The organism is Rathayibacter sp. Leaf299 (assembly GCF_001423055.1).
Classification (GTDB): Bacteria; Actinomycetota; Actinomycetes; order Actinomycetales; family Microbacteriaceae; genus Rathayibacter; species Rathayibacter caricis.
In genome coordinates, this window is the sequence record NZ_LMNT01000002.1 from 888,733 (window position 1) to 911,812 (window position 23,080).

The following is a 23,080-nucleotide window of genomic DNA, read 5'->3' on the forward strand; positions in this document are numbered from 1 at the left end:
TCAGCGGGGGACGGCGGCATCCCCGTCGGTAGCCCCGCGGGGGCGTAGCGGCATCGACCGTCCCCCAACCGGCTCACCCCTCCAGCACCCGCCCCTCACCCGAGTACACGTTGAACCCCGCCCCCCGACTGAACCCGATCAGCGTCAACCCGGCCCGCCGCGCGAGGTCCACCGCCAGCGACGACGGAGCCCCGACCGCCGCGAGCAGCGGGATCCCCGCCATCACGGCCTTCTGCACGAGCTCGAACGACGCCCGCCCCGACACCTGCAGCAGCGTCCCGCGCAGCGGGAGCCGCCCCTCCCGCAGGCCCCAGCCCACGACCTTGTCGACCGCGTTGTGCCGCCCCACGTCCTCGCGGAGGCACAGCAGCGCGCCGTCGGCGTCGAACAGCCCGGCGGCGTGCACCCCACCGGTCCGGTCGAAGAGGCCTTGCGCCTCCCGCAGCCGGTCGGGCAGCGAGGCGAGCAGGGCGGTGGACGCCGTCACCGGGTCCTCGTCGACGGTCCAGGCCGACTCCGTCGTCACCGCGTCCAGCGACGCGAGCCCGCAGACCCCGCACGAGCTGCTCGTGTACACCGAGCGCTCCCGCTCCAGGAGGAGCGACGCCCGCCCGTCGCGCACGGTCGCGTCGACCACGTTGTAGGTGTTCTCGCCCGGACCGGAGCCGCTCGCGCAGTAGCGCAGCGCCGCGAGCTGGTCGGTGGCGGTGAGGACCCCCTCCGACACCAGGAACCCGGCGACGAGGTCGAAGTCCTCGCCCGGGGTGCGCATGGTCACGCTGAACCGGCGGCCGCCGACGCGGATCTCGAGCGGCTCCTCGACCGCGAGCACGTCCTCCCGGCGACGGGTCGGCTCCGCGGCGCGCACGGCGGTCAGTCGGGTCCTCGCTGCGGCGCGGCTCATGGTGGTCTCCTCCTCGAGCGGTGCCTCCCATCCTCGCACCGGCTGCGCGGTGCCGGGCCGCCCCTCCGATCACCGGCTGAGCGACGTAGCATGCAGGGATGGTCGACGACGCCGCACCCCGAGAGAGCCCGATCGACGAGCGAGGCCTCACGGTCGGCGCCCGCAAGCACCGCGCGGTCGGGATCCCCGGAGTCGCGCACGCCCTGCAGATCTCGCTGAAGCAGATGGGGCCGCTCCGCAGCGCCGAGACCCTCCTCCGCGTGAACCAGAAGACGGGGTTCGACTGCCCCGGCTGCGCCTGGCCCGAGGCCGACAAGCGCCACGTCGCCGAGTTCTGCGAGAACGGAGCGAAGGCCGTGGCCGAGGAGGCGACGCTCCGCACCGTCACGCCGGCCTTCTTCGCGCAGCACCCGCTCGCCGAGCTCGAGACCTGGGACGACTTCGCGCTGGGCCAGCAGGGCCGTCTCACCGAGCCGATGCTGCTCGAGGAGGGCGCGACCCACTACCGCCCGATCGGCTGGGACGAGGCGCTCGACCTCGTCGCCGAGGAGCTGCGCGCGTGCGCCAGCCCCGACGAGGCGATCTTCTACACCTCCGGTCGCACCTCCAACGAGGCCGCCTTCGTCTACCAGCTGATGGTGCGCGGCTTCGGCACCAACAACCTGCCCGACTGCTCCAACATGTGCCACGAGTCCAGCGGATCCGCGCTGACCGAGACCATCGGCATCGGCAAGGGCTCGGTCAGCCTCCGCGACATCGAGCGGGCGCCGCTGATCATCGTCGCCGGGCAGAACCCGGGCACGAACCACCCGCGGATGCTCACCTCGCTCGAGCGCGCGAAGCGGGCCGGCAGCACGATCGTGGCGATCAATCCGCTGCCCGAGGCGGGGCTGCTCCGCTTCGACAACCCGCAGACCGTGCGCGGCACGATCGGCGGAGGCACCGCCCTCGCCGACCACTTCCTGCAGGTCCGCCTCGGCGGCGACCAGGCCCTGTTCCAGGGCTTCGGCAAGGCGCTGCTCGACCTCGAGGAGTCGCGCGGCGGGGTCTTCGACCGCGCGTTCATCGAGCAGTCGACCGACGGGCTCGAGGCCTACCTCGACGAGCTGCGCGGCACCGCGTGGTCTGAGATCGAGCTCGGCAGCGGGATTGACGAGGCGCGGATCCGTGCGATCGCCGAGCTGATCGCGGCGTCCGAGGGCACGATCGTCTGCTGGGCGATGGGCCTGACCCAGCACCGCCACTCCGTCGCCACGCTCAAGGACGTCGTGAACGTGCTGCTGCTCACCGGCAGCATCGGCAAGCCCGGCGCAGGCGTCTGCCCGGTGCGCGGGCACTCCAACGTGCAGGGCGACCGCACGATGGGCATCTTCGAGCGGATGCCGGACGTGTTCCACGACCGGCTCGACGCCGAGTTCTCGTTCTCGTCTCCGCGCGAGCACGGCACCGACACCGTCGCGGCGATCCGCGCGATGCGCGACGGGAAGGCGCGCGTCTTCATGGGACTCGGCGGCAACTTCGCGCGCGCGACTCCCGACACCGCCGTCACCGAGGCCGCGATGCGCTCGCTCGCCCTCACCGTCCACGTCTCGACGAAGCTCAACCGCTCGCACGTCGTCACGGGCCGACGCGCCCTGATCCTCCCGACGCTCGGCCGCACCGACGCCGACGTGCGGGCGACGGGGGAGCAGCGCGTCACCGTCGAGGACTCGATGAGCGCCGTGCACGCCTCGCGTGGTCGCCTCGCTCCGCCGAGCGAGCACCTGCGCTCCGAGGTGGCGATCCTGACCGGCATCGCGGAGCGGCTCCTCGCCGGGCGCGAGAACGCGCCGGTCGCCGACTGGGCGGCCCTGCGCGAGGACTACCGCCTCATCCGCGGGCACATCGCCAACGTCGTCCCGGGCTTCGAGGACTTCGAGGCGCGGGTGAGCACTCCCGGCGGCTTCGTCCTCCCGCACCCGCCCCGCGACGAGCGCCGCTTCGAGACCGCGACCGGCCGGGCCCGCTTCACCGCGAATCCGCTCGAGTACCCCCGCGTGCCCGAGGGACGGCTGCTGCTGCAGACCCTGCGCTCGCACGACCAGTTCAACACCACGATCTACGGCCGCGACGACCGCTACCGCGGCATCCACGGCGGGCGGCGCGTGGTCTTCGTGAACGCCTCCGACCTCGCCGCTCTCGGCATCGCCGACGGGGCGATCGTCGATCTGGTGTCGGAGTGGGAGGACGGCGTCGAGCGCCGCGCGCCGGAGTTCCGGACCGTCGCGTACGACACTCCGCGCGGGTGCGCCGCCGCCTACTACCCCGAGACCAACGTGCTCGTGCCGCTCGACTCCACGGCCAGGATCAGCGGGACACCGACCTCGAAGTCGGTCGTCGTGCGGCTCGAGCCGGTGGCCTGACCGCTACCAGGGCAGCGGCAGCAACCGGACGGAGTCGCCGACCAGCGCGCCGCCGGGCGGCACCACCGCGACGGCCTCCGAAGCCGCGAGCCCGGTGAGCATGTGCGAGCGGATGCCCGCCGCGGCCCGCCAGCCGCCCTCGCCGAGCGCGACGGGCACGAGCACGGTCGTCCCCGGTCTGCCGAGCGGCTCGCCCAGAGTCCCGGTGCCGGGAGCCCGCGGCGTCGCTCCGGCAACGGCGTCCAGCGCCGGAGGGAGGAACGACAGCGCGGCGAGCAGCGCCGCGAGCGGGTTCCCCGGCAGCGCGATCACGAGCGCACCTCCGGGCAGCACCGCGAGCATCGTCGGGTGACCGGGACGCATGTCGACGCCGTCGACCAGTACCGCGGCGCCGGCGAGGGTCAGCGCCCGTCGCACCGAGTCCGCCCGCGAGCGCCCGGTGCCGCCGGTCGTCAGTCGGATCGGCGCCGAACCCGCCGAGAGCCGCGCGGCGATCGCGTGGTCGTCGTCGCCGAGCCGGTCGATCTCGCCGATCGCTCCTCCGACGCCCTCGACGAACGAGGGGAGGAGCGGAGTGAACGCGTCGCGGACCCGGCCGGCCACGGGCGCACCCTCGGTGTCGATCTCGTCGCCGGTGAGGAGGAGGTCCACGCGGCTCGGGCGGCGCACGCCGACGCGGTCGACGCCCGCGACCGCGAGCAGTCCGAGGTGCGCCGGAGTGAGGCGGGTCCCGGCGTCGACCAGCACGGTCCCGGCGGAGGCCTCGTCCCCGGCGCGGCGCACATGGCGCCCGTGCGGCAGGTCCGCGGCACTCGAGAGCACTCCGTCTCTCACGACGCCCTGCTCGGTGGGCACGACCGCGTCGCACCAGGCGGGCACGACGCCGCCCGTGACGATCGGAGCAGCGACCCCGTCGGCGAGCCGCCACGGACCAGCCCCGCGCACCGCCCAGCCGTCCATCGCCGACGAGTCGTAGTGGGGGAGCGGGCGGGTCGTCGCCACAGGCCCGGCGAGCGCCGCTCCGCGGGCCGCGAGGAGCGGGACCTCGACGACGTCGCCGACCGCGACGGCCTCGGCGGCGCGCCGTCGGGCGTCGTCCCAGTCGGTCGCCTCGTGCCGGTGCGCGCTCATCCCCTCATTCTGGCCGGAGCCCGGGCGGGGCCCGCATCGCGCGGACCCCGCCCCTCGCTCAGCCGAGGTACCCGTTGGGGTTCAGCACGAACTTCTTCGCCGCTCCCTTGTCGAAGTCCGCGTATCCGCGCGGAGCCTCGTCGAGCGTGATCGCGGTGGCCTGCACCGCGTCGGCGATGTGCACCCGGTCGTGCAGGATCGCCATCATCAGCTGCCGGTTGTACTTCATCACCGGGCACTGACCCGTCGTGAAGGACAGCGACTTCGCCCAGCCCAGACCCAGCCGGATCGAGAGCGAGCCCTCCTTCGCCGCGTCGTCCACTCCGCCCGGGTCGCCCGTGACGTAGAGGCCGGGGATGCCGAGCGCGCCGCCCGCCGCCGTGATCGACATCAGCGAGTTCAGCACCGTCGCCGGCGCCTCCTGGTGCGAGTCGGGCCCGTTGCCGTGCGCCTCGAAGCCGACGGCGTCGACTCCGCAGTCGACCTCCGGCACGCCGAGGATCTGCTCGATCTGCCCGGCCGGGTCGCCCTTCGAGACGTCGACGGTCTCGCAGCCGAAGGAGCGCGCCTGGGCGAGCCGCTCCTCGTTGAGGTCGGCGACGATGACGACGGCCGCGCCCAGCAGCTGGGCTCCGACCGCCGCGGCGAGTCCGACCGGGCCCGCTCCCGCGACGTAGACCGTCGATCCGACGCCGACCCCGGCCGTCACCGCGCCGTGGAAGCCGGTGGGGAAGATGTCCGAGAGCATCGTGAGGTCGAGGATCTTCTCCAGCGCCTGGTCGCGGTCGGGGAACACGAGCAGGTTCCAGTCGGCGTAGGGCACCATCACGTATTCGGCCTGACCGCCGACCCAACCGCCCATGTCGACGTAGCCGTAGGCGCTGCCCGGGCGGTCCGGATTCACGTTCAGGCAGATGCCCGTCTTGCGCTCCTTGCAGTTGCGACAGCGGCCGCAGGCGATGTTGAACGGCACCGAGACGATGTCGCCGACCTTCACGAACTCGACGTCCGGCCCGACCTCGACGACCTCGCCGGTGATCTCGTGACCGAGGACGAGGTCGGAGGGTGCGGTGGTGCGGCCGCGGACCATGTGCTGGTCGGATCCGCAGATGTTGGTCGAGACGGTGCGGAGGATCGCACCGTGCGGCAGCTTCCGGCCGATGTTGGCCGGGTTGACGCCCGGACCGTCCTTCAGCTCGAAGGTCGGGTAGTCGATGTCGATGACCTCGACGACTCCGGGGGACTTGTAGGCGACGGCTCTGTTGCCCGACATGGGTGCTCCTTCAGCGCAGCGACCGCGGAGCGCTCGCCCCGCGGGAGCCCTGGCGCCGCGCGGTGATCCGGCCGCGGCGTCGGGGCTCGATCGCACCGTACGCCCGCAGTCTGGAGCGGGATCGAGACTCGGGGAGTACCGTGTCAGGAGTCGTGCGCGCGGCCGCGGATCGCTTCGCGGGACGCCGTCACGACCGCCTCGAGGGCTTCCGCCCCGCCGCCCTGCAGACCCGCCGCGTACCCCGCGAGGAACGTCGTCAGAGGAGCAGCCGGCCGCACCACCCCGTGCGCCGCGTCGCCCGCCAGCGCGAGCAGCGCGTCGCGGCCGATCGGCACCTCGCCGAGCCCGAGAGCGGCGCACAGCTCGTCCCACCAGGCCGCCAGCAGCGCGTCGGTGGAGTCGGCGGGAGGGGCGGCGCTCGTGTCGGTCATCCGCTCATTCTCCGCCGAGGGGGCGCGGGACGTCGATGCCGTGGCTCCTGGCGTCCTCGGGATCGTCGATGTCGTCGGCGGATCCCGCTGGCACCTCGACGAGGGCGACCTCCCGGTCGGCGAGCAGGGCGCGGACCGACGCGCCGTCGGCCGCGCCGAGCCGCCGGAGCGCCGAGACGAGCGAGGCGCCCCGGTGCACCCCGAGCAGCTGTTGGGCTCGGCCGTCGGCGTCGACGGCCAGGACGGAGTCCGCGTCGCTGCCCGCCGCCTCCTCGATCAGCCGCCCGACGGCCGCCGACGGCGCGACGAGGTCCGCGGCGAGGACGAGCACCCACTCCGGGGAATCCGGACGCTCGAGCAGGGGCAGCGCGGCGGCGAGGCCTGCGACCGGTCCGCCGAAGGGCGGCTCCTCCTGCACGAGCAGGGTGCTGCCCGTCGCCGAGCGGAGCGATCCGGGTCCCGCCACGACGATCCGCTCGGCACCGTCGACCGCCGCGAGCGCGGTGGCCAGGAGCGTCGTGCCGCGGTGCACGAGGAGCGGCTTGGCCGCGCCGTCGAGGCGGCGCGCGCGCCCTCCGGCGAGCACGACGGCGTCGAAGCGGAGGAGGGGGGCGGGGTGCGTCACGGTCCGAGGCTACGCGGGGCCCGGGCTCGGGCGACCCGGCTCCGGTGTCGGAGGTCGCGGCTACTCTGTACGGGTGGTAGCAGCCCTGTATCGCCGGTACCGGCCCGAGACGTTCGCCGAGATGATCGGCCAGTCGCAGGTGACCGATCCGCTCATGACGGCCCTGCGCACCAACCGCGTGAACCACGCCTACCTCTTCAGCGGTCCGCGCGGCTGCGGCAAGACCACGTCCGCGCGCATCCTCGCCCGCTGCCTGAACTGCGCCCAGGGCCCGACGGACACCCCGTGCGGCGTCTGCGACAGCTGCGTCGAGCTCAGCCGCGAGGGCCAGGGGTCGCTCGACGTCGTCGAGATCGACGCCGCGAGCCACAACGGAGTCGACGACGCGCGCGACATCCGCGAGCGCGCCGTGTTCGCCCCCGCCCGCGATCGCTTCAAGATCTTCATCCTCGACGAGGCGCACATGGTCACGCCGCAGGGCTTCAACGCGCTGCTCAAGATCGTCGAGGAGCCGCCGGAGCACGTGAAGTTCATCTTCGCAACGACCGAGCCCGACAAGGTCATCGGCACCATCCGCTCGCGGACCCACCACTACCCCTTCCGCCTGGTGCCGCCGGCGCAGATGCTCGACTACACGCAGGAGCTCTGCGAGCGCGAGGGCGTCGGAGTCGCGGCGGGCGTCCTGCCCCTCGTGGTCCGCGCGGGAGGCGGCTCGGTCCGAGACACGCTGTCCCTGCTCGATCAGCTGATGGCCGGGTCCGAGGACAGCACCGTCGAGTACGAGCGCGCCGTCGCGCTGCTCGGCTACACCCACGGCGCCCTCCTCGACGAGGTGATCGACGCGCTCGCCGAGCACGACTCCGCCGAGGCGTTCGGAGCGGTCGACCGCGTCATCCAGACCGGTCAGGACCCGCGGCGCTTCGTCGACGACCTCCTCGAGCGGCTCCGCGACCTGATCGTCGTGGCCGCCACCGGAGCCGCGGCCGCCGCAGTGCTGCGCGGCGTCTCGCAGGACGAGCTCGACCGCATGGCGGGCCAGGCCCGTGCACTCGGCCTCGCCGAGCTCTCCCGCATCGCCGACCTCGTCAACGACGCCCTCACCGAGATGACCGGAGCCACGTCCCCGCGCCTGCACCTCGAGCTGATGATCGCGCGCGCCCTGGTCCTGAGCGGCGCGCCCTCGGCCGCCGGCGCCCCGCGCGAGGCACCCGTTCGTGCCGACGCCCCCCGTGCCGACGCCCCCCGCGCGGCCGACGAGCCGCGCGATCGCGCTCCGGCGGCCCCGGCCCCGATCGCGCCCGCGCACCGCATCGAGCGCCCCGCCGCCGTGATCGCCACCGCCGTGCCGGTCGAGGAGGTGCCGGTCGAGACCGTCCCCCTCGCCGCTCCGGCGGCGTCCGGTCCCGATGCCGTCCCCGCGAGCCCGGTCCCGGCGCCGTCCGCCCCCGCACCCTCCGCACCCGCGCCGTCCGCCGCCGAGGAGGGCCCGATCACCCTGCAGCGGATGAAGGACAGCTGGCCCGAGATCCTCGAGGTCGTGCAGAAGGCGAAGATGACCGCGTGGCTCGTCGCCTACACCGCGCAGGTGCGCGCGCTGAAGGACGACGTCCTCACCCTCTCCTTCCCGAGCCAGAACGACGTCGACTCGTTCAAGATGGCCGGAACGGCGGGGCAGCCCGGAGTCAGCGAGCACCTCCGCCAGGCCATCCAGCAGGTGCTCGGCCTCCGCGTGAAGTACATCGCCCGCGTCGAGCCGTCGGCCGCCGCTCCCGAGACGGTCCGCGCGGCCGCGGAGGCGCCGCCCGCACCTCCGGCCGCCGCCCGCACCGCTGCGGCGCCGTCCGCGGCGACGGGATCCGACGGCTGGGCCACCGTGGCGATCCCCGCCGACCCGGTCGCTCCCGTCGTCGAAGGCGAGTCGGTGCCCACCCCCGCGGCGGCCCCGAGTGCCCCCGCGCCGCAGCGCGCCGCCGAGCCCCCGGTCGTCCGCAGCGCCCCCGCCGAGGATGCTCCCCCCTTCGACGAGGAGCCGCCGGAGGAGGACATGCCTCCGGTCGAGCCTCCGATGCCCGACTCCTGGGCCGTCGTCGCCCCTCCCGGCGAACCCGCTCCGGCGGCCGTCCCCGAGCTCGTCCGCGCACCCGCCGCGGCCCCCGAGCGTCGGGAGCCGGCCGCGCGCCCGGTGACGCGGACCACCCGCTCGGCCACGGCCGACGGCCGTCAGCGCTACGGCGAGGCCGTCGTGCGCGAGATCCTCGGCGCCCAGTTCATCGAGGAGCAGCCGCACGTGCCGCGCGGTCCCCGCGTGAGCGGCGCATGATCCTCGCGCCGCCCCGTCCCGCCCGTTCCCCCCGCCCCGCCCGCCCCGACAGAGAGGAGGCGACCGCATGTACGAAGGCATCGTCCAGGAGCTGATCGACGAGCTCGGCCGCCTCCCCGGTATCGGCCCGAAGTCCGCCCAGCGCATCGCGTTCCACATCCTGCAGACCGAGACCTTCGACGTCACCCGCCTCGCCGAGATCCTGCTCGAGCTGCGCGGCCGCGTGCACTTCTGCGACATCTGCGGCAACGTGGCCGAGGAGGCGACCTGCGGCATCTGCCGCGACCCGCGTCGCAGCCGCACGGTCATCTGCGTCGTCGAGGAGGCGAAGGACGTCCCCGCCATCGAGCGCACGCGCGAGTTCCGCGGCCTCTACCACGTGCTCGGCGGAGCGATCAGCCCGATCGACGGCATCGGCCCGGATCAGCTCCGCATCCGGCAGCTCCTGCAGCGTCTCGCCGACGGCGAGGTGCAGGAGGTCATCATCGCGACCGACCCGAACCTCGAGGGCGAGGCGACCGCGACCTACCTCTCGCGCATGCTCAGCACGCTCGGCATCCGGATCACCCGGCTCGCCTCCGGCCTGCCCGTCGGCGGCGATCTCGAGTACGCCGACGAGATCACCCTCGGCCGCGCCTTCGAGGGCCGCCGCCTCGTCGAGAACTGACGCAGGAGGGGACGAGCCCGCCGGCCCGAAACATGGCCCCTCGTGCATGCGCCCGCCGGTAGACTGCTTCGTCGGGTCGCGACGGCCCACCAGCCACCGACCCGGGAGCAGCACGTGAGCCTGATCGTCCAGAAGTTCGGCGGGTCCTCCGTCGCCGACGCGGAGAGCATCAAGCGCGTCGCGAAGCGGATCGTCGCCACGAAGCAGGCGGGCAACGACGTCGTCGTCGCGGTCTCGGCCATGGGCGACACCACCGACGACCTGCTCGAGCTCGCCCACCAGGTGACCCCCATCCCGGCCCCTCGCGAGCTCGACATGCTGCTGTCCTCCGGGGAGCGCATCTCGATGGCGCTGCTCGCCATGGCCATCAAGAGCATGGGCTACGAGGCCCGCTCCTTCACCGGCAGCCAGGCCGGGATGATCACCGACGCGCAGCACGGAGCGGCGCGCATCGTCGACATCACTCCCGTGCGCCTGCGCGAGGCGCTCGACGAGAACGCCGTCGTCATCGTCGCCGGGTTCCAGGGCTTCAACCGCGACACGAAGGACGTCACCACCCTCGGCCGCGGCGGCTCCGACACCACCGCCGTCGCGCTGGCCGCGGGCCTCGGCGCCGACACCTGCGAGATCTACACCGACGTCGACGGCGTCTTCACCGCCGATCCCCGCGTCGTCAAGCGCGCCCGCAAGCTCGACCGCATCTCCAGCGAGGAGATGCTCGAGCTCGCCGCGGCCGGGGCCAAGGTCCTGCACATCCGCGCCGTCGAGTTCGCGCGCCGCCACGGAGTGACGCTGCACGTGCGCTCCTCCTTCAGCCCGAACGAGGGCACCATCGTCTACAACGCCGGAGCAGCCGGCACCGAGAAGGGACAGACCGTGGAAGAGCCGATCATCGCCGGCGTGGCCGCCGACCTGAACGAGGCCAAGATCACCGTGGTCGGCGTGCCCGACATCCCGGGGAAGGCCGCGCAGATCTTCACGATCGTCGCGAAGACCGGGTCGAACATCGACATGATCGTGCAGAACGTGTCGGCCGCCTCGACCGGTCTCACCGACATCTCCTTCACGCTGCCCAAGGCCGACGGCCAGACGGTCCTCATGGCGCTCAACGCCGAGAAGGACGACGTCGGCTTCCAGGCGCTGCAGTACGACGACCAGATCGCCAAGCTGGCCCTCGTCGGCGCCGGCATGCGCACCAACGCGGGCGTCTCGGCGAAGCTGTTCCGCTCGCTGTTCGAGGCCGGCATCAACATCGAGATGATCTCCACCAGCGAGATCCGCATCTCGGTCGTCACGCGGGCTGACACGGTGAACGAGGCGCTGCGCGTCGTCCACACCGCCTTCGGGCTCGACGCCGAGGACGACGCCGTCGTCTACGCCGGCACCGGTCGCTGACGGACACCCACCCCCGCGATCCCGCCGATCGCGCGGTGCCGGGCGCGGAGGCGACTCGCCGCCCGGTACCTTCTCACCGGTACCCGCTCCCCGCGGGACCCCTCCTCATCCCCACGCGAGTGGGAGCGGCGGCCGCGCCGCACGGACGAAAGAGCAGAGCATGAGCAGCACCCCCCTCCACGTGGGCGTCGTCGGCGCGACCGGCCAGGTCGGGAAGGTGATGCGCCGCCTCCTCGAGGAGCGCGACTTCCCGATCGCCTCGATCCGCTTCTTCGCCACCGCCCGCTCGGCCGGCACCACTCTGCCGTTCCGCGGCGAGGACGTCGTCGTCGAGGACGTCGAGACCGCCGATCCGACGGGGCTGGACATCGCCCTCTTCTCGGCCGGAGCCACGGGCTCCCGCGCGCAGGCCCCGCGGTTCGCCGCCGCCGGCGCTCTCGTGATCGACAACTCCAGCGCGTGGCGCATGGACCCCGAGGTCCCGCTCGTCGTCAGCGAGGTCAACCCGCACGCGATCGACCAGGCCGTCAAGGGCATCATCGCGAACCCCAACTGCACCACGATGGCGGCGATGCCGATCCTGAAGGTGCTCGACGCCGAGGCGGGTCTCACCCGCCTCATCGTCAGCACCTACCAGGCGGTCTCGGGCAGCGGTCTCGCCGGAGCCAACGAGCTCGCCGGCCAGGCGAAGGCGGCCGTCGCCGACGAGCGCCTCCTCGACCTCGTGCACGACGGCTCCGCGGTCGCGTTCCCGGACCCCGCGGTCTACGTGGCTCCGATCGCCTTCGACGTCATCCCGTTCGCCGGCAACCTCGTCGAGGACGGCCTGAACGAGACCGACGAGGAGAAGAAGCTCCGCAACGAGAGCCGCAAGATCCTCGAGCTGCCCGGCCTGCTGGTCTCGGGCACCTGCGTCCGCGTCCCCGTCTTCACCGGGCACTCGCTCTCCGTCAACGCCGAGTTCGCGCGGGAGCTCACGCCCGAGCGCGCCCGCGAGCTGCTCGCCGATGCGCCCGGAGTCGTCCTCCACGAGGTCCCGACCCCCCTCGTGGCCGCGGGCACCGACCCGAGCTACGTCGGCCGGATCCGCGCCGACGAGGGAGCGCCCGAGGGCCGCGGCCTCGCGTTCTTCATCAGCAACGACAACCTGCGCAAGGGCGCCGCGCTCAACGCGGTGCAGATCGCGGAGCTGATCGCGGCGCGTCCCGCCGCCTCCTGACGCCGGAGCGGCGCCGCGCGAGCCGAGCCGACCGCTCGACTCCGCGCGGCGCCGCCCGCCTCCGCGTCGAAAAGCCGCGAATTTGATGACGGTGCAGCCCCCCGTCCGGGCTGCCGACCCTTCCGCGACGGTAAACTCGGTTCTCGTGAACTCCTCGGAACCGGTCGACGTCGCCCTCATCGGAGGGGGCATCATGAGCGCCACGCTCGGAGCCCTCCTGACCACGCTCCAGCCCGACTGGACGATCGCGGCCTACGAGCGCCTCGGCGACGTCGCGCAGGAGTCCTCGAACCCGTGGAACAACGCGGGCACGGGCCACGCCGCCCTCTGCGAGCTGAACTACATGCCCGAGGCGGCCGACGGCTCCGTCGACCCCGCCAAGGCGATCCAGATCAACGAGCAGTTCCAGATCTCGCGCCAGTTCTGGGCGAGCCTGGTCGAGGCCGGTGCGATCCGCGAGCCCTCCAGCTTCATCAACGCCGCTCCGCACATGACCTTCGTGCACGGCGAGGCCAACGTCGAGTACCTGCGCAAGCGCTACGAGGCGCTGAAGGACCAGCCGCTCTTCGCCGGCATGGAGTTCACCGAGAGCGTGAAGACGATCCACGAGTGGGCCCCTCTGCTGATGGAGCAGCGCCCCGCCGGCGGTGGCCCGTACGCGGCGACGCGCATCCCCGCCGGAACGGACGTCGACTTCGGCGCTCTGACCCACCAGCTCTTCGACCACGTCGTCGGCAACGGGGGAACCCTCGACACGGGCCACGAGGTCACGAACATCACCCGCCGCAAGGACGGGCTCTGGCAGCTCGACCTCAAGCAGCTCGTCGGCAGCACGCCCAAGCGCGTGCTCGCCCGCTTCGTCTTCGTCGGCGCGGGAGGCGGCGCCCTGCACCTGCTGCAGAAGTCGGGGATCCCCGAGATCAAGGGCTTCGGCGGCTTCCCCATCTCGGGTCAGTTCCTCCGCACCGACAACCCCGAGATCGTGGCGCGCCACCAGGCGAAGGTCTACGGCAAGGCCGCGGTGGGCGCACCGCCCATGTCCGTCCCGCACCTCGACACGCGCGTCGTCGACGGCGAGGCGTCGCTCCTCTTCGGTCCCTACGCCGGATTCACGCCCAAGTTCCTCAAGCGCGGATCGTGGCTCGACCTGCCGCTCTCGATCCGCCCGCACAACATCGGGCCGATGCTCGCGGTCGCGCGCGACAACTTCGACCTGATGAAGTACCTCCTCGGCGAGGTCGTCGCCGGCCGCGGCAAGAAGATGAAGGCGCTCCGCGAGTTCCTGCCCACCGCCCGCTCCGAGGACTGGTACCTGATCACCGCCGGCCAGCGCGTCCAGGTGATGAAGAAGGACGAGAAGAAGGGCGGAGTGCTGCAGTTCGGCACCGAGGTCATCACCGGGGGAGAGGGCACCATCGCCGGCCTGCTCGGCGCCTCGCCCGGAGCCTCGACCGCCGTCCCGATCATGCTCGACGTGCTCAAGCGCTGCTTCCCGGACGAGCTGAAGGGCTGGGAGCCGCGCATCCGCTCGCTCATCCCGAGCTACGGCTCGACGCTGAACGACGCTCCCGAGGCGGCCGAGCGCACGGTCGCGGCGACCGCCGAGACGCTCGCACTCGGCGCCTCGGTCTGACCCGATCGAGCGCCGTCCGGCGCACGGCGTTCGAACGTATGTTCTAATTGCTCCATGAGGTGGAGCGGGCAGTCGATCGGCGCGGCCGACGACCGCGCGCTCCCGGGCCTCGTGCGGCTGACCGATCTGGTGCGGACGACCCGCACCCCCGAGTTCGACGGCATCACCTTCTACGAGGTGCTCGCGAAGTCGGCGCTGAACAGGGTGCACACCTCGTCGAAGATGCCGTTCGGCTGGACCATCAACCCGATGCGCGGGTGCACCCACGCCTGCACCTACTGCTTCGCCCGGCCGACCCACGAATACCTGGAGTTCGACGGCGGCCGCGATTTCGACTCCCAGATCGTCGTGAAGGTGAACGTCGCCGAGGTGCTCACACGCGAGCTCGCCCGGCCGAGCTGGGAGCGGCACCCGGTGGCCCTCGGCACGAACACCGATCCCTACCAGCGGGCGGAGGGGCGCTACCGCCTGATGCCCGGCATCATCGCCGCGCTCGCCGCCTCGGGGACCCCGCTCTCGATCCTCACCAAGGGAACGCTCCTCCGCCGGGATCTGCCGCTGCTGAAGGAGGCCGCGGAGCACGTCCCGGTCGACCTCGGCGTCTCCATCGCGGTCTACGACGAGGAGCTGCAGCGCTCCGTCGAGCCGGGCGCCCCCACCGCCGCGGCGCGACTGGCCACGGTCACCGCCGCCCGCGAGGCGGGCTTCGACTGCTCCGTCTTCCTCATGCCGATCCTGCCGTTCCTCACCGACACGAAGGCGCACCTGGACGCCTCGCTCCGCGCCTGCGCCGAGGCGGGCGCCACGTCGATCCTGTACTCGACGCTCTATCTCAAGCCCGGGGTGAAGGAGTGGTTCCTGCACTGGCTCGCGCAGGAGCATCCGGAGCTGCTCGACCGCTACCGCTCGCTCTACCCAGGTCGCTCGGCCTACGCGCCGGTCGAGTACCGCCGTTGGCTGACGGAGCGGATCCGCCCGTTGATGCGCGCCCACCGTCTGGAGCAGGGGCGGGAGGATCCCGCCACCGGGTCGGTGCTCTCCTCCGGGCTCGGCACGCTGCGGGTGCTCGGAGGGGATCGCCGCCCACTCCAGCACGGCGGTCTCCTGGCCGAGGAACTCGGTCCCGATCGTGCTGCGATGCTCCCCGGAGTCGGCCAGCCGACGCTCTTCTGACGTGCATCCGGCACAGGAGCCGCGCTCCGGTGCTCCGATAGGATCGGGCCATGGTCAGCCGCTCCGGTGAGCCCTCGTCCGGCTCCTCCGCTCGCAGCGGCGACGACGAGTCGCCCCGCCCCGTGCGCCTCGGCATCCTCGACGATCACGAGCTCGTCCTCGACAGCATGAGCAGCTGGATCGCGGCGCACGCGCCGGACTTCGAGGTCGTCGTCGGAGCAGGGACCTGGATGGAGCTGGTGACGAGCACCGTGTTCCCGACGCAGGTCGTGATCATGGACTTCGAGCTCCGCGAGCCGATCTCGATCGAGGCGCGCGTCCGCACCTGCCGCGCCGCAGGAGCCGTCGTCATCGTCCTCTCGGAGCACGAGGACGACGAGATCCGCGAGCGCAGCCTGCGCGCCGGAGCCGCCCGGCACCTGACCAAGGCGCAGCCGATGCGCGAGGTGATGGAGAGCACGCGGTCCGCGATGGCCATGCGCTCCACCGCAGGATCGGCGACGCAGTGGCGGCCGCTGCCGATCGGCGTCGCCGCCCAGCAGCGTCCGCGGCTGAGCGCGGGCGAGCTCGAGGCCCTCCGGCTCTACGTCTCGGGATCGAGCACCCCCGAGGTCGCTGCCAAGATGAACGTGCAGTTCGAGACGGCGAAGACCTATCTGCGCCGGGTGCGCCAGAAGTACGCCAGGGTCGGCCGTCCCGCGAGCCGCCGTGCGGAGCTCATCCGCCGCGCCGCCGAGGACGGCTTCCTGGAGTGAGCGTCCTCTCGAGCGCCCGACCGCCGACGAGCCCCGAGGAGACCTGATGGCGAAGCTGTACTTCCGCTACGGAGCGATGAACAGCGGCAAGAGCACGTCGCTCCTGCAGGCCGCGTACAACTACGAGGAGCGCGGTCACCGGGTCCTGCTGGCCAAGCCGGCGGTCGACACCAAGGGCGAGGCGCTCATCGTGTCGCGGCTCGGCGTCACCCGTCCGGTGGACATCCTGTTCCGCCCGGACGAGGACCCGGTCGCGGTGTTCGGCGCCGCCCGAGCGCGCGTGCTGGCCGAGACCGCGCGCGATGTGAGCGCTCTACTCGTGGACGAGGCCCAGTTCCTGCCCGAGTCGCACGTCGACGACCTGCTGCGCATCGCCATCCTCGAGAACGTCCCGGTGCTGGCTTACGGCATCCGGACCGACTTCCGCACCGCCGCGTTCCCCGGGAGCAGGCGGCTCCTCGAGATCGCGCACAGCCTCGAAGAGCTCAAGACGATCTGCCGGTGCGGGCGCAAAGCGATCTTCAACGGGCGCGTCGTGGACGGCCGCTTCGTCTTCGACGGCGACCAGGTGGCGATCGACGGAGCCCTGGTGACGTACGAATCCCTCTGCGGAGCCTGCTATCTGCAGGAGAGCCGCGGGCGTCTGCGCGGGTAGTAGCCGAGAACGCCTCACGCCTGCGACACCCACGCGAAACGAACTAGTGGGTAGCCTTGCGGCGTGACATCACCGGAGACGGAAGAACGCGTGTCGAAGAACGAGGAGAGATCGGGGGGATCGATGACGGCGCAGGGCATCACGCCGAAGCGCGGGTCGTCCTGGGAGCAGGAGTACCGCGGCCGGCTCCTCGCCACCGACGTCCTCGCCATCCTCGTCTCCGTGTTCGGCACCCAGCTGTTCTGGTTCGACCTCGATCTCGGCTCCGGCGTGGTCGGCTTCCGCACGACGGACGCGTTCACCATCAACTACACGGTGGTCTCGGTCGTGCTCTCGATCGCCTGGCTCCTGGCCCTGCAGGTGTTCGACACCCGCGACCGCCGGATCATCGGAACGGGGTACGTCGAGTACCGCCGCATCGTCGACTCCACGATCTGGCTCTTCGGCATCGTCGCGATCGTCGCGTACCTCCTGCAGATCCAGCTCGCGCGCGGCTACATCATCACCGCCCTCCCCGCCGGCATCCTCCTCATCTGCGTGGGCCGTCTGGTCTGGCGCTCCTGGCTGACCCGCGAGCGCAAGCAGGGGCGCTCCGCGAACCAGGTGGTTCTGCTCGGTTCCCGGGCGAGCGTCCTCCACACCGCGCGCGAGCTGCGCCGCGGCACCGAGGCGGGCTACAAGCTGGTCGGCGCCGTCTCGACCTCCCCCGGGGGAGCGGACGCGCTCCACGGCGAGACGGAGCTCGACGGCCTGGCCGTGCACTCCTTCACCGGTATCGACGGAGTCCGCGCGGTCATGGACGCGACCGGCGCCGACACGGTCGTGGTGACCAGCTCCGACGAGCTGGCCCCGCAGCGGATCCGCGAGCTGAGCTGGACGCTCGAGCCCGGTCGCGAGCACCTCGTCGTGGCACCGAGCCTCACCGACATCGGCGGCCCGCGCATCCACACGCGCCCGGTCGCGGGGCTGCCTCTCATCCACGTGGAGACCCCTCGCTTCGACGGGCGCCAGCGCTTCGCCAAGCGGCTGTTCGACATCGTCGCGTCGACCGCGCTGATCCTGCTCAGCGCTCCGGTCCTCATCGTCGTGGCGATCCTCGTGCGCACCACCAGCCCGGGGCCCGTGCTGTTCCGTCAGGAGCGCATCGGGCTGAACGGCGCGACGTTCGAGATGCTCAAGTTCCGCTCCATGGTCGTCGACGCCGAGGCCCGCCTGGCCGCTCTCGCCGCCCAGCAGCGCGCCGAGGGCAACAGCGTCCTCTTCAAGATGGCGAAGGACCCGCGCGTCACGAAGGTCGGGACGGTCCTCCGCCGGTTCAGCCTCGACGAGCTGCCGCAGTTCCTGAACGTCTTCCGCGGCGACATGTCGCTGATCGGCCCCCGCCCGCCGCTGGCCCGCGAGGTCGAGCAGTACGAGGCCCACGTGCACCGCCGCTTCCTGATGAAGCCGGGGATCACGGGCCTGTGGCAGGTGAGCGGCCGCTCGAACCTGTCGTGGGAGGACACCGTCCGCCTCGACCTCTACTACGTCGAGAACTGGTCGATGACGGGCGACCTGATCATCCTGTTCAAGACGGCCCGCGCCGTCCTCGCTCGCGACGGCGCGTATTGATCGCGTCCGAGGCGGAGGTCGCCCTCCGCGACATGACCGTCGCCGTCCTCGACGTGCCCTTCCGGGTCGTCTTCGGCGGCGGGCTGTCGCCGGAGGACGTCGAGCGGATCGCCTCCAGCTGGGCGGCGTGCCACCGCCCGCCGACGGGGGAGGAGCGGATCGTCCTCGCGGACGTGCTCCCGTCGACCATCGAGGGCGAGGGCGTGCGCGTGCTCGCCGGAACGGTCGCCCAGCTCGAGGAGTCGCTGACCTCGACGCTCACCGTGGAGGCGATCGGCGTCCGCCGCGACGACCTCCTGATGCTCCACGCGTGCGGAGTCGCCGACGAGTCGGGCCGCGTCCTGGCCTTCGTCGCGGCCTCCGGAACCGGCAAGACGACGATGGCCCGGCTGCTCGGCACGCGATTCGGCTACGTGAGCGACGAGACGGTCGGCGTCGCCGAGGACGGACGCGTGCTGCCCTACCCCAAGCCGCTCTCGGTGAAGCCGCTGACGGGCACCGCACCCAAGGCGCAGCTCGCCCCGGCGGCGCTCGGGCTCCGGCCCGCACCGCATGGGCCGCTCGTGCTCGCGGGCGTGGTCCTCCTCGACCGCCGCCCCGGAGTCGCGGAGCCGTTCCTCGAGTCGGTCGATCCGATCGAGGCGATCGACGACCTCGTGCCGCAGACCTCCTACCTCTCGGCGCGGCCGCGCCCGATCGTGCACCTCGTCGAGACGCTCCGCTCGCTCGGCGGCGTGCGGCGCCTCGTCTACTCCGAGTCCGCCGACGCTCTCGGGCTCGTCGAGCAGTTGTTCGCGGCGCTCGGCGACCCGGCTCCGGCGATCTGGGACGAGGTCGTCCCCCTCCCGCTCTCCGGCACCGCGTCGGACGACCTCGAGCTCTCGCCCGTCGACGACGCGCTGCGTGCTCCCGACGGCGAGGTCCTCGTCTTCTCCGGAGGCGTCCTGGTACGCCTCTCGGGCATCGGCCCGGCCCTCTGGCAGCGGATCGGCGAGGGCGTCCCCGCCGACCGCCTGAGTGCCGCCGTCCTCGCCGACGTCGGCGGGGCACCCGAGGGAGTGGACCCGCGGTCCGCCGTCGACGCCGCGGTCGACGAGCTCGTCGGGCTCGGAGTGATCACGAGGAGGCGTGCACAGCAGCCCACCCCGGACGGGGTGCACCCATGATGCGCCGCGAAACAGGCCGACAACACGCCTGTGCAACAATCTCAGGGCTCACCGTCTCCGACGGTCGTGCGCCGCTCCGAATCAGTGAAGGAACCTGCCACCTTGGAACTTAGGGACGTCCTCCGACTTCTCCGTGATCACTGGTTGCCGATCGTCGCAGCGATCCTCCTCGGGACCCTGGTCGCCTTCGGGTGGTCCCTGACTCAGAAGCCGCGCTACGAGGCCGACTCCAAGGGCCTCGTCACGGTGGCGGTGCCCGACAGCGGAGACGGCAGCCAGGACCTGTACGGCGAGCAGATCGCCGAGGCCCTCGCCAAGTCGCGACTCACCACCTACGTGCCGATCGCCTCCTCGCGAGACGTCGCCGAGATCGCCATCGAGAACCTCGGCCTCGACATCAGCCCCTCCGCACTGATCAGCGCGATCACCGTCACCCCCGAGGCCGCCGCCCCCGTCCTCAACGTCACAGCAGAGGCCTCCACCGCCGACGGCGCGCAGAAGCTCGCCGACGCCTGGGTCTCGGCCGTCGCCACTCGGATCCAGCAGATCAACGCCGAGACGGGCACGGGGGACTCGGTGAGCCTCAAGGTGATCCAGGACGCCGCTCTGCCGGGCTCACCCGCCTTCCCGAACCTCCGGCTCGTCCTGGCGGTCGGAGCGCTCGCCGGGCTCGTGCTCGGCCTCGTCTACGCGTTCGTCCGCAACACGCTCGACCGCCGCATCCGCACCGCCGAGATGGTCGAGCGCCTCTTCGACCTCCCCGTGGTCGGCACCCTGCCCGTCGACAAGCGCCTCAGCGAGACCAACCGGATCATCCCCGAGGCCGACACGACCGACTACGTGAAGGCCGACGGCAAGCACGCCCTCGCCGAGTCGCTGCGCGAGCTGCGGACGAACCTGCAGTTCATGAACGTCGACAGCCCGCCGCGGATCATCGTCGTCACGAGCCCGCTGCCCTCCGACGGCAAGTCCACCGTGACCGCCAACCTCGCGGTCACGCTCGCCGCATCCGGGCAGCGCACCGTCGTCGTCGACGGCGACCTCCGCAAGCCCACCGTCGCCAAGTCGTTCGGTCTCGTCCCGGGCGTCGGCCTCACCGATCTCCTCATCGGCAAGGCCGAGCTGCAGGACGTCCTCCAGCCGTGGGGCCCGTCCGGCAACCTCTGGATCCTCGGCGCCGGCTCGATCCCGCCGAACCCGAGCGAGCTCCTCGGCTCCAACGGGATGGACATCCTCCTGCACGAGATCGCCCGCGAGGCCATCGTGATCGTGGATGCGCCTCCGCTGCTGCCCGTCACGGACGGCGCCATCCTCACCGCCCGCACCGACGGCGCGCTCGTCGTGATCTCGGCCGGCAAGACGACCACCGACGAGCTGGGCAAGGCGATCCAGAACCTCGAGCGCGTGAGCGGCCACACCCTCGGCGTCATCCTCAACCGCGTTCCTCCGCGGGGCCAGGTCGGGCGGGGCTACGGCTACTACTACACGAGCTACTACGGCTCCGAGAAGACGGGTGCCCGCCCCGAGTCCGCGAGCGAGCCCACCCCGAGCGCCGTCTGATCCGCGCCGCATGACGTTCCCCGGAGACGACGGCTCCCGTCGGAGTCGTCGAGGCCGCCCCTCGGCGGAGGCGGCGTCCGCGTCGGGCTCTCCGGTGTTCACGATCCTGTCCGTCTGCACCGGCAACATCTGCCGGTCCCCGATGTCCGAGCAGCTGCTGCGGCACGAGCTGGGCGATGCGACCTCTCCTGCCGGGGGCCCGCTCTTCTCGTTCCGGAGCGCAGGGGTGCAGACGCGGGACGGCTACCCGATGGATCCGACCTCCGCCCGGCTGAGCATCGTGCACGGCGGCGATCCGACCGGTCACTCCAGTGCCCGGCTCTCGGAGCGTCTGGTGGCGGAGGCCGACGTGATGCTCACGATGACCCGCGACCACCTCGTCGATGCGGCGCGGAGCTTCCCCTCGATCCTGCTCCGGGGCTTCACCCTGCTCGAGTTCGCGCGGGTGCTGCCCTTCGTCCTTGCCGAGGTCCCCCTCCCGGTCGTCGCGGATCCCGCAGCCCGGCTCCGCGGTGTCGTGCGCCTCGCCGCGGCGAACCGGGGTCGCGCCCCCGGGGGAGCGGCGGGAGACGACATCGACGATCCGATCGGTCGCAGCGAGGCGACGCACACCCGCGTCGCCGAGCAGATCGCCGCCGCCGTCGCCGACATCTCCCGCGATCTGAGAGCATTGGCGCGGTGAGAGAACGCTCCCGGAGCGGCTCGTCGCCGGATTCAGCTCCCCCCGCCGTCGCCGACGCGACACCCACCCGTCCACGATTCGGAGAAACCCTGTGAAGCTTTCTGTCATTGGTTGCGGCTACCTCGGTGCCGTCCACGCCGCCGCGATGGCCGAGCTCGGCCACGATGTGATCGGCATCGACGTGGACCAGGCCAAGATCGACGCCCTGGCTGCCGGCTCCGCCCCGTTCTTCGAGCCCGGCCTGCCCGAGCTCCTGTCCTCCGGAGTGGCGTCGGGTCGTCTCCGCTTCTCGACGAACACGGCCGACGCCGCCGGTGCGGCCGTGCACTTCGTCGCCGTCGGCACCCCGCAGAAAGCGGGCTCGAACGCCGCCGACATGCGCTTCGTCGACTCGGCGATCGAGGGCCTCCTGCCCCACCTCACCTCGGACTCCCTCGTCGTCGGCAAGTCGACGGTTCCGGTCGGCACGGCCGCCCGTCTCGCCGAGATGATCGCCCCGACCGGCGCGTCGCTCGTGTGGAACCCCGAGTTCCTCCGCGAGGGCTTCGCCGTCGAGGACACCATCAGCCCGGACCGCCTCGTCTACGGAGTGCCCTCGGGCGAGGCCGGAGCCGCCGCCAAGAGCGTGCTCGACGAGGTGTACGCGACCGCCCTGGCAGCCGACACCCCCCTCGTCGTCACCGACTACGCGACCGCCGAGCTCGTCAAGGTCTCGGCCAACGCGTTCCTCGCGACCAAGATCTCGTTCATCAACGCGATCGCCGAGATCGCCGAGGTGACCGGAGCGGACGTGACTCAGCTGGCCGACGCCATCGGCTACGACGCTCGCATCGGCCGTCGCTTCCTCAACGCCGGAATCGGCTTCGGAGGCGGCTGCCTGCCCAAGGACATCCGCGCCTTCTCCGCCCGCGCGGACGAGCTCGGCGTCGGCGAGTCCGTCGCGTTCCTCCGCGAGGTGGACTCGATCAACCTGCGCCGTCGTCAGCGCGTCGTCGACCTCGTCGTCGAAGGCCTCGGCGGCTCGGTCGAGGGGAAGAAGATCGCCGTCCTCGGTCTGGCCTTCAAGCCGGAGTCCGACGACACCCGCGACTCGCCGTCGCTCGACGTCGCCGGTCGCTTCCACGACCTCGGCGCGAACGTCGTCGCGACCGACCCCGAGGCGATCGAGAACGCCCGGCGCAAGTACCCCGACATCACCTACACGACCGACGTCGACGAGGCCCTGCGCGGCGCCGACGCCGTGGTCGTCGTCACCGAGTGGAAGCAGTTCCGCGCCATCGACCCCGCCGTCGCGGGCGAGCTGGTCTCGAACCGCTTCGTCGTCGACGGGCGCAACTGCCTGGTCCCCGCCGACTGGCGCGCCGCCGGCTGGGAGTACCGCGGCCTGGGCCGCTGACGCACCAGCACACCTCGATCGGCGCCGGAGGCGCGGAGCCGGACGACGCCACGGCGTCGCACCGGCCTCCGCGCGCCGGCGC

19 protein-coding genes are annotated in these 23,080 nt (G+C 72.2%); 14 read left to right on the forward strand and 5 right to left on the reverse strand.

The window, feature by feature from the left end:
- Positions 1 to 73 precede the first annotated feature (73 nt).
- Positions 74 to 904: a formate dehydrogenase accessory sulfurtransferase FdhD gene (fdhD, locus tag ASF48_RS11350; RefSeq protein WP_055791215.1), complete on the reverse strand. Its 831-nt coding sequence runs from the start codon at positions 902 to 904 to the stop codon at positions 74 to 76.
- A 98-nt stretch (positions 905 to 1,002) separates the two neighbouring features.
- Here fdhD and ASF48_RS11355 point away from each other — a divergent pair, with 98 nt between their 5' ends.
- Complete coding sequence (locus ASF48_RS11355; RefSeq protein ID WP_055791218.1) at positions 1,003 to 3,306, forward strand: FdhF/YdeP family oxidoreductase; 2,304 nt, start codon at positions 1,003 to 1,005, stop codon at positions 3,304 to 3,306.
- 3 nt (positions 3,307 to 3,309) lie between these two features.
- Here ASF48_RS11355 and ASF48_RS11360 read toward each other — a convergent pair whose 3' ends face one another.
- The 4 genes from ASF48_RS11360 to mobA all read right to left on the reverse strand — a co-directional run bounded on the left by ASF48_RS11360 (position 3,310) and on the right by mobA (position 6,766).
- A complete protein-coding gene (locus tag ASF48_RS11360) occupies positions 3,310 to 4,437 on the reverse strand; it encodes a molybdopterin molybdotransferase MoeA (RefSeq protein ID WP_055791221.1) in 1,128 nt (375 codons plus the stop codon).
- Between the two features lie 58 nt (positions 4,438 to 4,495).
- Positions 4,496 to 5,710 (reverse strand): formaldehyde dehydrogenase, glutathione-independent, encoded by a 1,215-nt coding sequence (fdhA, locus tag ASF48_RS11365; RefSeq protein WP_055791222.1) that lies wholly within the window; start codon positions 5,708 to 5,710, stop codon positions 4,496 to 4,498.
- Between the two features lie 143 nt (positions 5,711 to 5,853).
- Entirely contained in the window at positions 5,854 to 6,141 is a 288-nt protein-coding gene (locus ASF48_RS11370; RefSeq protein WP_107575616.1) for a DUF6457 domain-containing protein, read from the reverse strand.
- A 4-nt stretch (positions 6,142 to 6,145) separates the two neighbouring features.
- Positions 6,146 to 6,766: a molybdenum cofactor guanylyltransferase gene (mobA, locus tag ASF48_RS11375; RefSeq protein ID WP_055791227.1), complete on the reverse strand. Its 621-nt coding sequence runs from the start codon at positions 6,764 to 6,766 to the stop codon at positions 6,146 to 6,148.
- Between the two features lie 73 nt (positions 6,767 to 6,839).
- On the opposite strand from mobA, the gene ASF48_RS11380 reads away from it, so the two are divergent.
- The 13 genes from ASF48_RS11380 to ASF48_RS11440 all read left to right on the forward strand — a co-directional run bounded on the left by ASF48_RS11380 (position 6,840) and on the right by ASF48_RS11440 (position 22,998).
- Positions 6,840 to 9,086, forward strand: coding sequence for a DNA polymerase III subunit gamma and tau (locus ASF48_RS11380; protein ID WP_055791230.1), 2,247 nt, complete (start codon positions 6,840 to 6,842; stop codon positions 9,084 to 9,086).
- 67 nt (positions 9,087 to 9,153) lie between these two features.
- Positions 9,154 to 9,753 (forward strand): recombination mediator RecR, encoded by a 600-nt coding sequence (gene recR / locus ASF48_RS11385; protein ID WP_055791233.1) that lies wholly within the window; start codon positions 9,154 to 9,156, stop codon positions 9,751 to 9,753.
- A 114-nt stretch (positions 9,754 to 9,867) separates the two neighbouring features.
- Positions 9,868 to 11,148: an aspartate kinase gene (locus ASF48_RS11390; RefSeq protein WP_055791236.1), complete on the forward strand. Its 1,281-nt coding sequence runs from the start codon at positions 9,868 to 9,870 to the stop codon at positions 11,146 to 11,148.
- A 160-nt stretch (positions 11,149 to 11,308) separates the two neighbouring features.
- Positions 11,309 to 12,367, forward strand: a complete 1,059-nt coding sequence (locus ASF48_RS11395; protein WP_055791238.1) for an aspartate-semialdehyde dehydrogenase — start codon at positions 11,309 to 11,311, stop codon at positions 12,365 to 12,367.
- An 85-nt stretch (positions 12,368 to 12,452) separates the two neighbouring features.
- A complete protein-coding gene (locus ASF48_RS11400) occupies positions 12,453 to 14,000 on the forward strand; it encodes a malate:quinone oxidoreductase (RefSeq protein WP_082481308.1) in 1,548 nt (515 codons plus the stop codon).
- A 54-nt stretch (positions 14,001 to 14,054) separates the two neighbouring features.
- A complete protein-coding gene (locus tag ASF48_RS11405; protein ID WP_055791240.1) occupies positions 14,055 to 15,173 on the forward strand; it encodes an Rv2578c family radical SAM protein in 1,119 nt (372 codons plus the stop codon).
- Between the two features lie 50 nt (positions 15,174 to 15,223).
- Positions 15,224 to 15,928, forward strand: coding sequence for a DNA-binding response regulator (locus ASF48_RS11410; protein ID WP_082481310.1), 705 nt, complete (start codon positions 15,224 to 15,226; stop codon positions 15,926 to 15,928).
- Positions 15,929 to 15,974: 46 nt separating this feature from the next.
- Positions 15,975 to 16,583, forward strand: coding sequence for a thymidine kinase (locus ASF48_RS11415; protein ID WP_055791242.1), 609 nt, complete (start codon positions 15,975 to 15,977; stop codon positions 16,581 to 16,583).
- Positions 16,584 to 16,646: 63 nt separating this feature from the next.
- Positions 16,647 to 18,194, forward strand: coding sequence for a sugar transferase (locus ASF48_RS11420; RefSeq protein WP_235577233.1), 1,548 nt, complete (start codon positions 16,647 to 16,649; stop codon positions 18,192 to 18,194).
- Positions 18,191 to 19,360, forward strand: coding sequence for a hypothetical protein (locus ASF48_RS11425; protein ID WP_055791245.1), 1,170 nt, complete (start codon positions 18,191 to 18,193; stop codon positions 19,358 to 19,360). Before ASF48_RS11420 ends, ASF48_RS11425 begins: the two co-directional genes overlap by 4 nt.
- Positions 19,361 to 19,444: 84 nt before the next feature.
- The gene (locus ASF48_RS11430; RefSeq protein WP_268788507.1) at positions 19,445 to 20,920 is read left to right on the forward strand and encodes a polysaccharide biosynthesis tyrosine autokinase; all 1,476 of its coding nucleotides are present in this window, start codon (positions 19,445 to 19,447) and stop codon (positions 20,918 to 20,920) included.
- A 10-nt stretch (positions 20,921 to 20,930) separates the two neighbouring features.
- The gene (locus ASF48_RS11435; RefSeq protein WP_082481315.1) at positions 20,931 to 21,602 is read left to right on the forward strand and encodes an arsenate reductase/protein-tyrosine-phosphatase family protein; all 672 of its coding nucleotides are present in this window, start codon (positions 20,931 to 20,933) and stop codon (positions 21,600 to 21,602) included.
- Between the two features lie 91 nt (positions 21,603 to 21,693).
- Positions 21,694 to 22,998: a UDP-glucose dehydrogenase family protein gene (locus ASF48_RS11440; protein WP_055791252.1), complete on the forward strand. Its 1,305-nt coding sequence runs from the start codon at positions 21,694 to 21,696 to the stop codon at positions 22,996 to 22,998.
- The last annotated feature ends 82 nt before the right edge of the window (positions 22,999 to 23,080 follow it).

What these genes read in the sequence shown, in the direction of transcription:
- fdhD (WP_055791215.1), bottom strand. Translation starts at nt 904, where the DNA reads ATGAGCCGCGCCGCAGCGAGGACCCGACTGACCGCCGTGCGCGCCGCG.
- ASF48_RS11355 (WP_055791218.1), top strand. Translation starts at nt 1,003, where the DNA reads ATGGTCGACGACGCCGCACCCCGAGAGAGCCCGATCGACGAGCGAGGC.
- ASF48_RS11360 (WP_055791221.1), bottom strand. Translation starts at nt 4,437, where the DNA reads ATGAGCGCGCACCGGCACGAGGCGACCGACTGGGACGACGCCCGACGG.
- fdhA (WP_055791222.1), bottom strand. Translation starts at nt 5,710, where the DNA reads ATGTCGGGCAACAGAGCCGTCGCCTACAAGTCCCCCGGAGTCGTCGAG.
- ASF48_RS11370 (WP_107575616.1), bottom strand. Translation starts at nt 6,141, where the DNA reads ATGACCGACACGAGCGCCGCCCCTCCCGCCGACTCCACCGACGCGCTG.
- recR (WP_055791233.1), top strand. Translation starts at nt 9,154, where the DNA reads ATGTACGAAGGCATCGTCCAGGAGCTGATCGACGAGCTCGGCCGCCTC.
- ASF48_RS11395 (WP_055791238.1), top strand. Translation starts at nt 11,309, where the DNA reads ATGAGCAGCACCCCCCTCCACGTGGGCGTCGTCGGCGCGACCGGCCAG.
- ASF48_RS11400 (WP_082481308.1), top strand. Translation starts at nt 12,453, where the DNA reads ATGACGGTGCAGCCCCCCGTCCGGGCTGCCGACCCTTCCGCGACGGTA.
- ASF48_RS11405 (WP_055791240.1), top strand. Translation starts at nt 14,055, where the DNA reads ATGAGGTGGAGCGGGCAGTCGATCGGCGCGGCCGACGACCGCGCGCTC.
- ASF48_RS11410 (WP_082481310.1), top strand. Translation starts at nt 15,224, where the DNA reads ATGGTCAGCCGCTCCGGTGAGCCCTCGTCCGGCTCCTCCGCTCGCAGC.
- ASF48_RS11415 (WP_055791242.1), top strand. Translation starts at nt 15,975, where the DNA reads ATGGCGAAGCTGTACTTCCGCTACGGAGCGATGAACAGCGGCAAGAGC.
- ASF48_RS11435 (WP_082481315.1), top strand. Translation starts at nt 20,931, where the DNA reads ATGACGTTCCCCGGAGACGACGGCTCCCGTCGGAGTCGTCGAGGCCGC.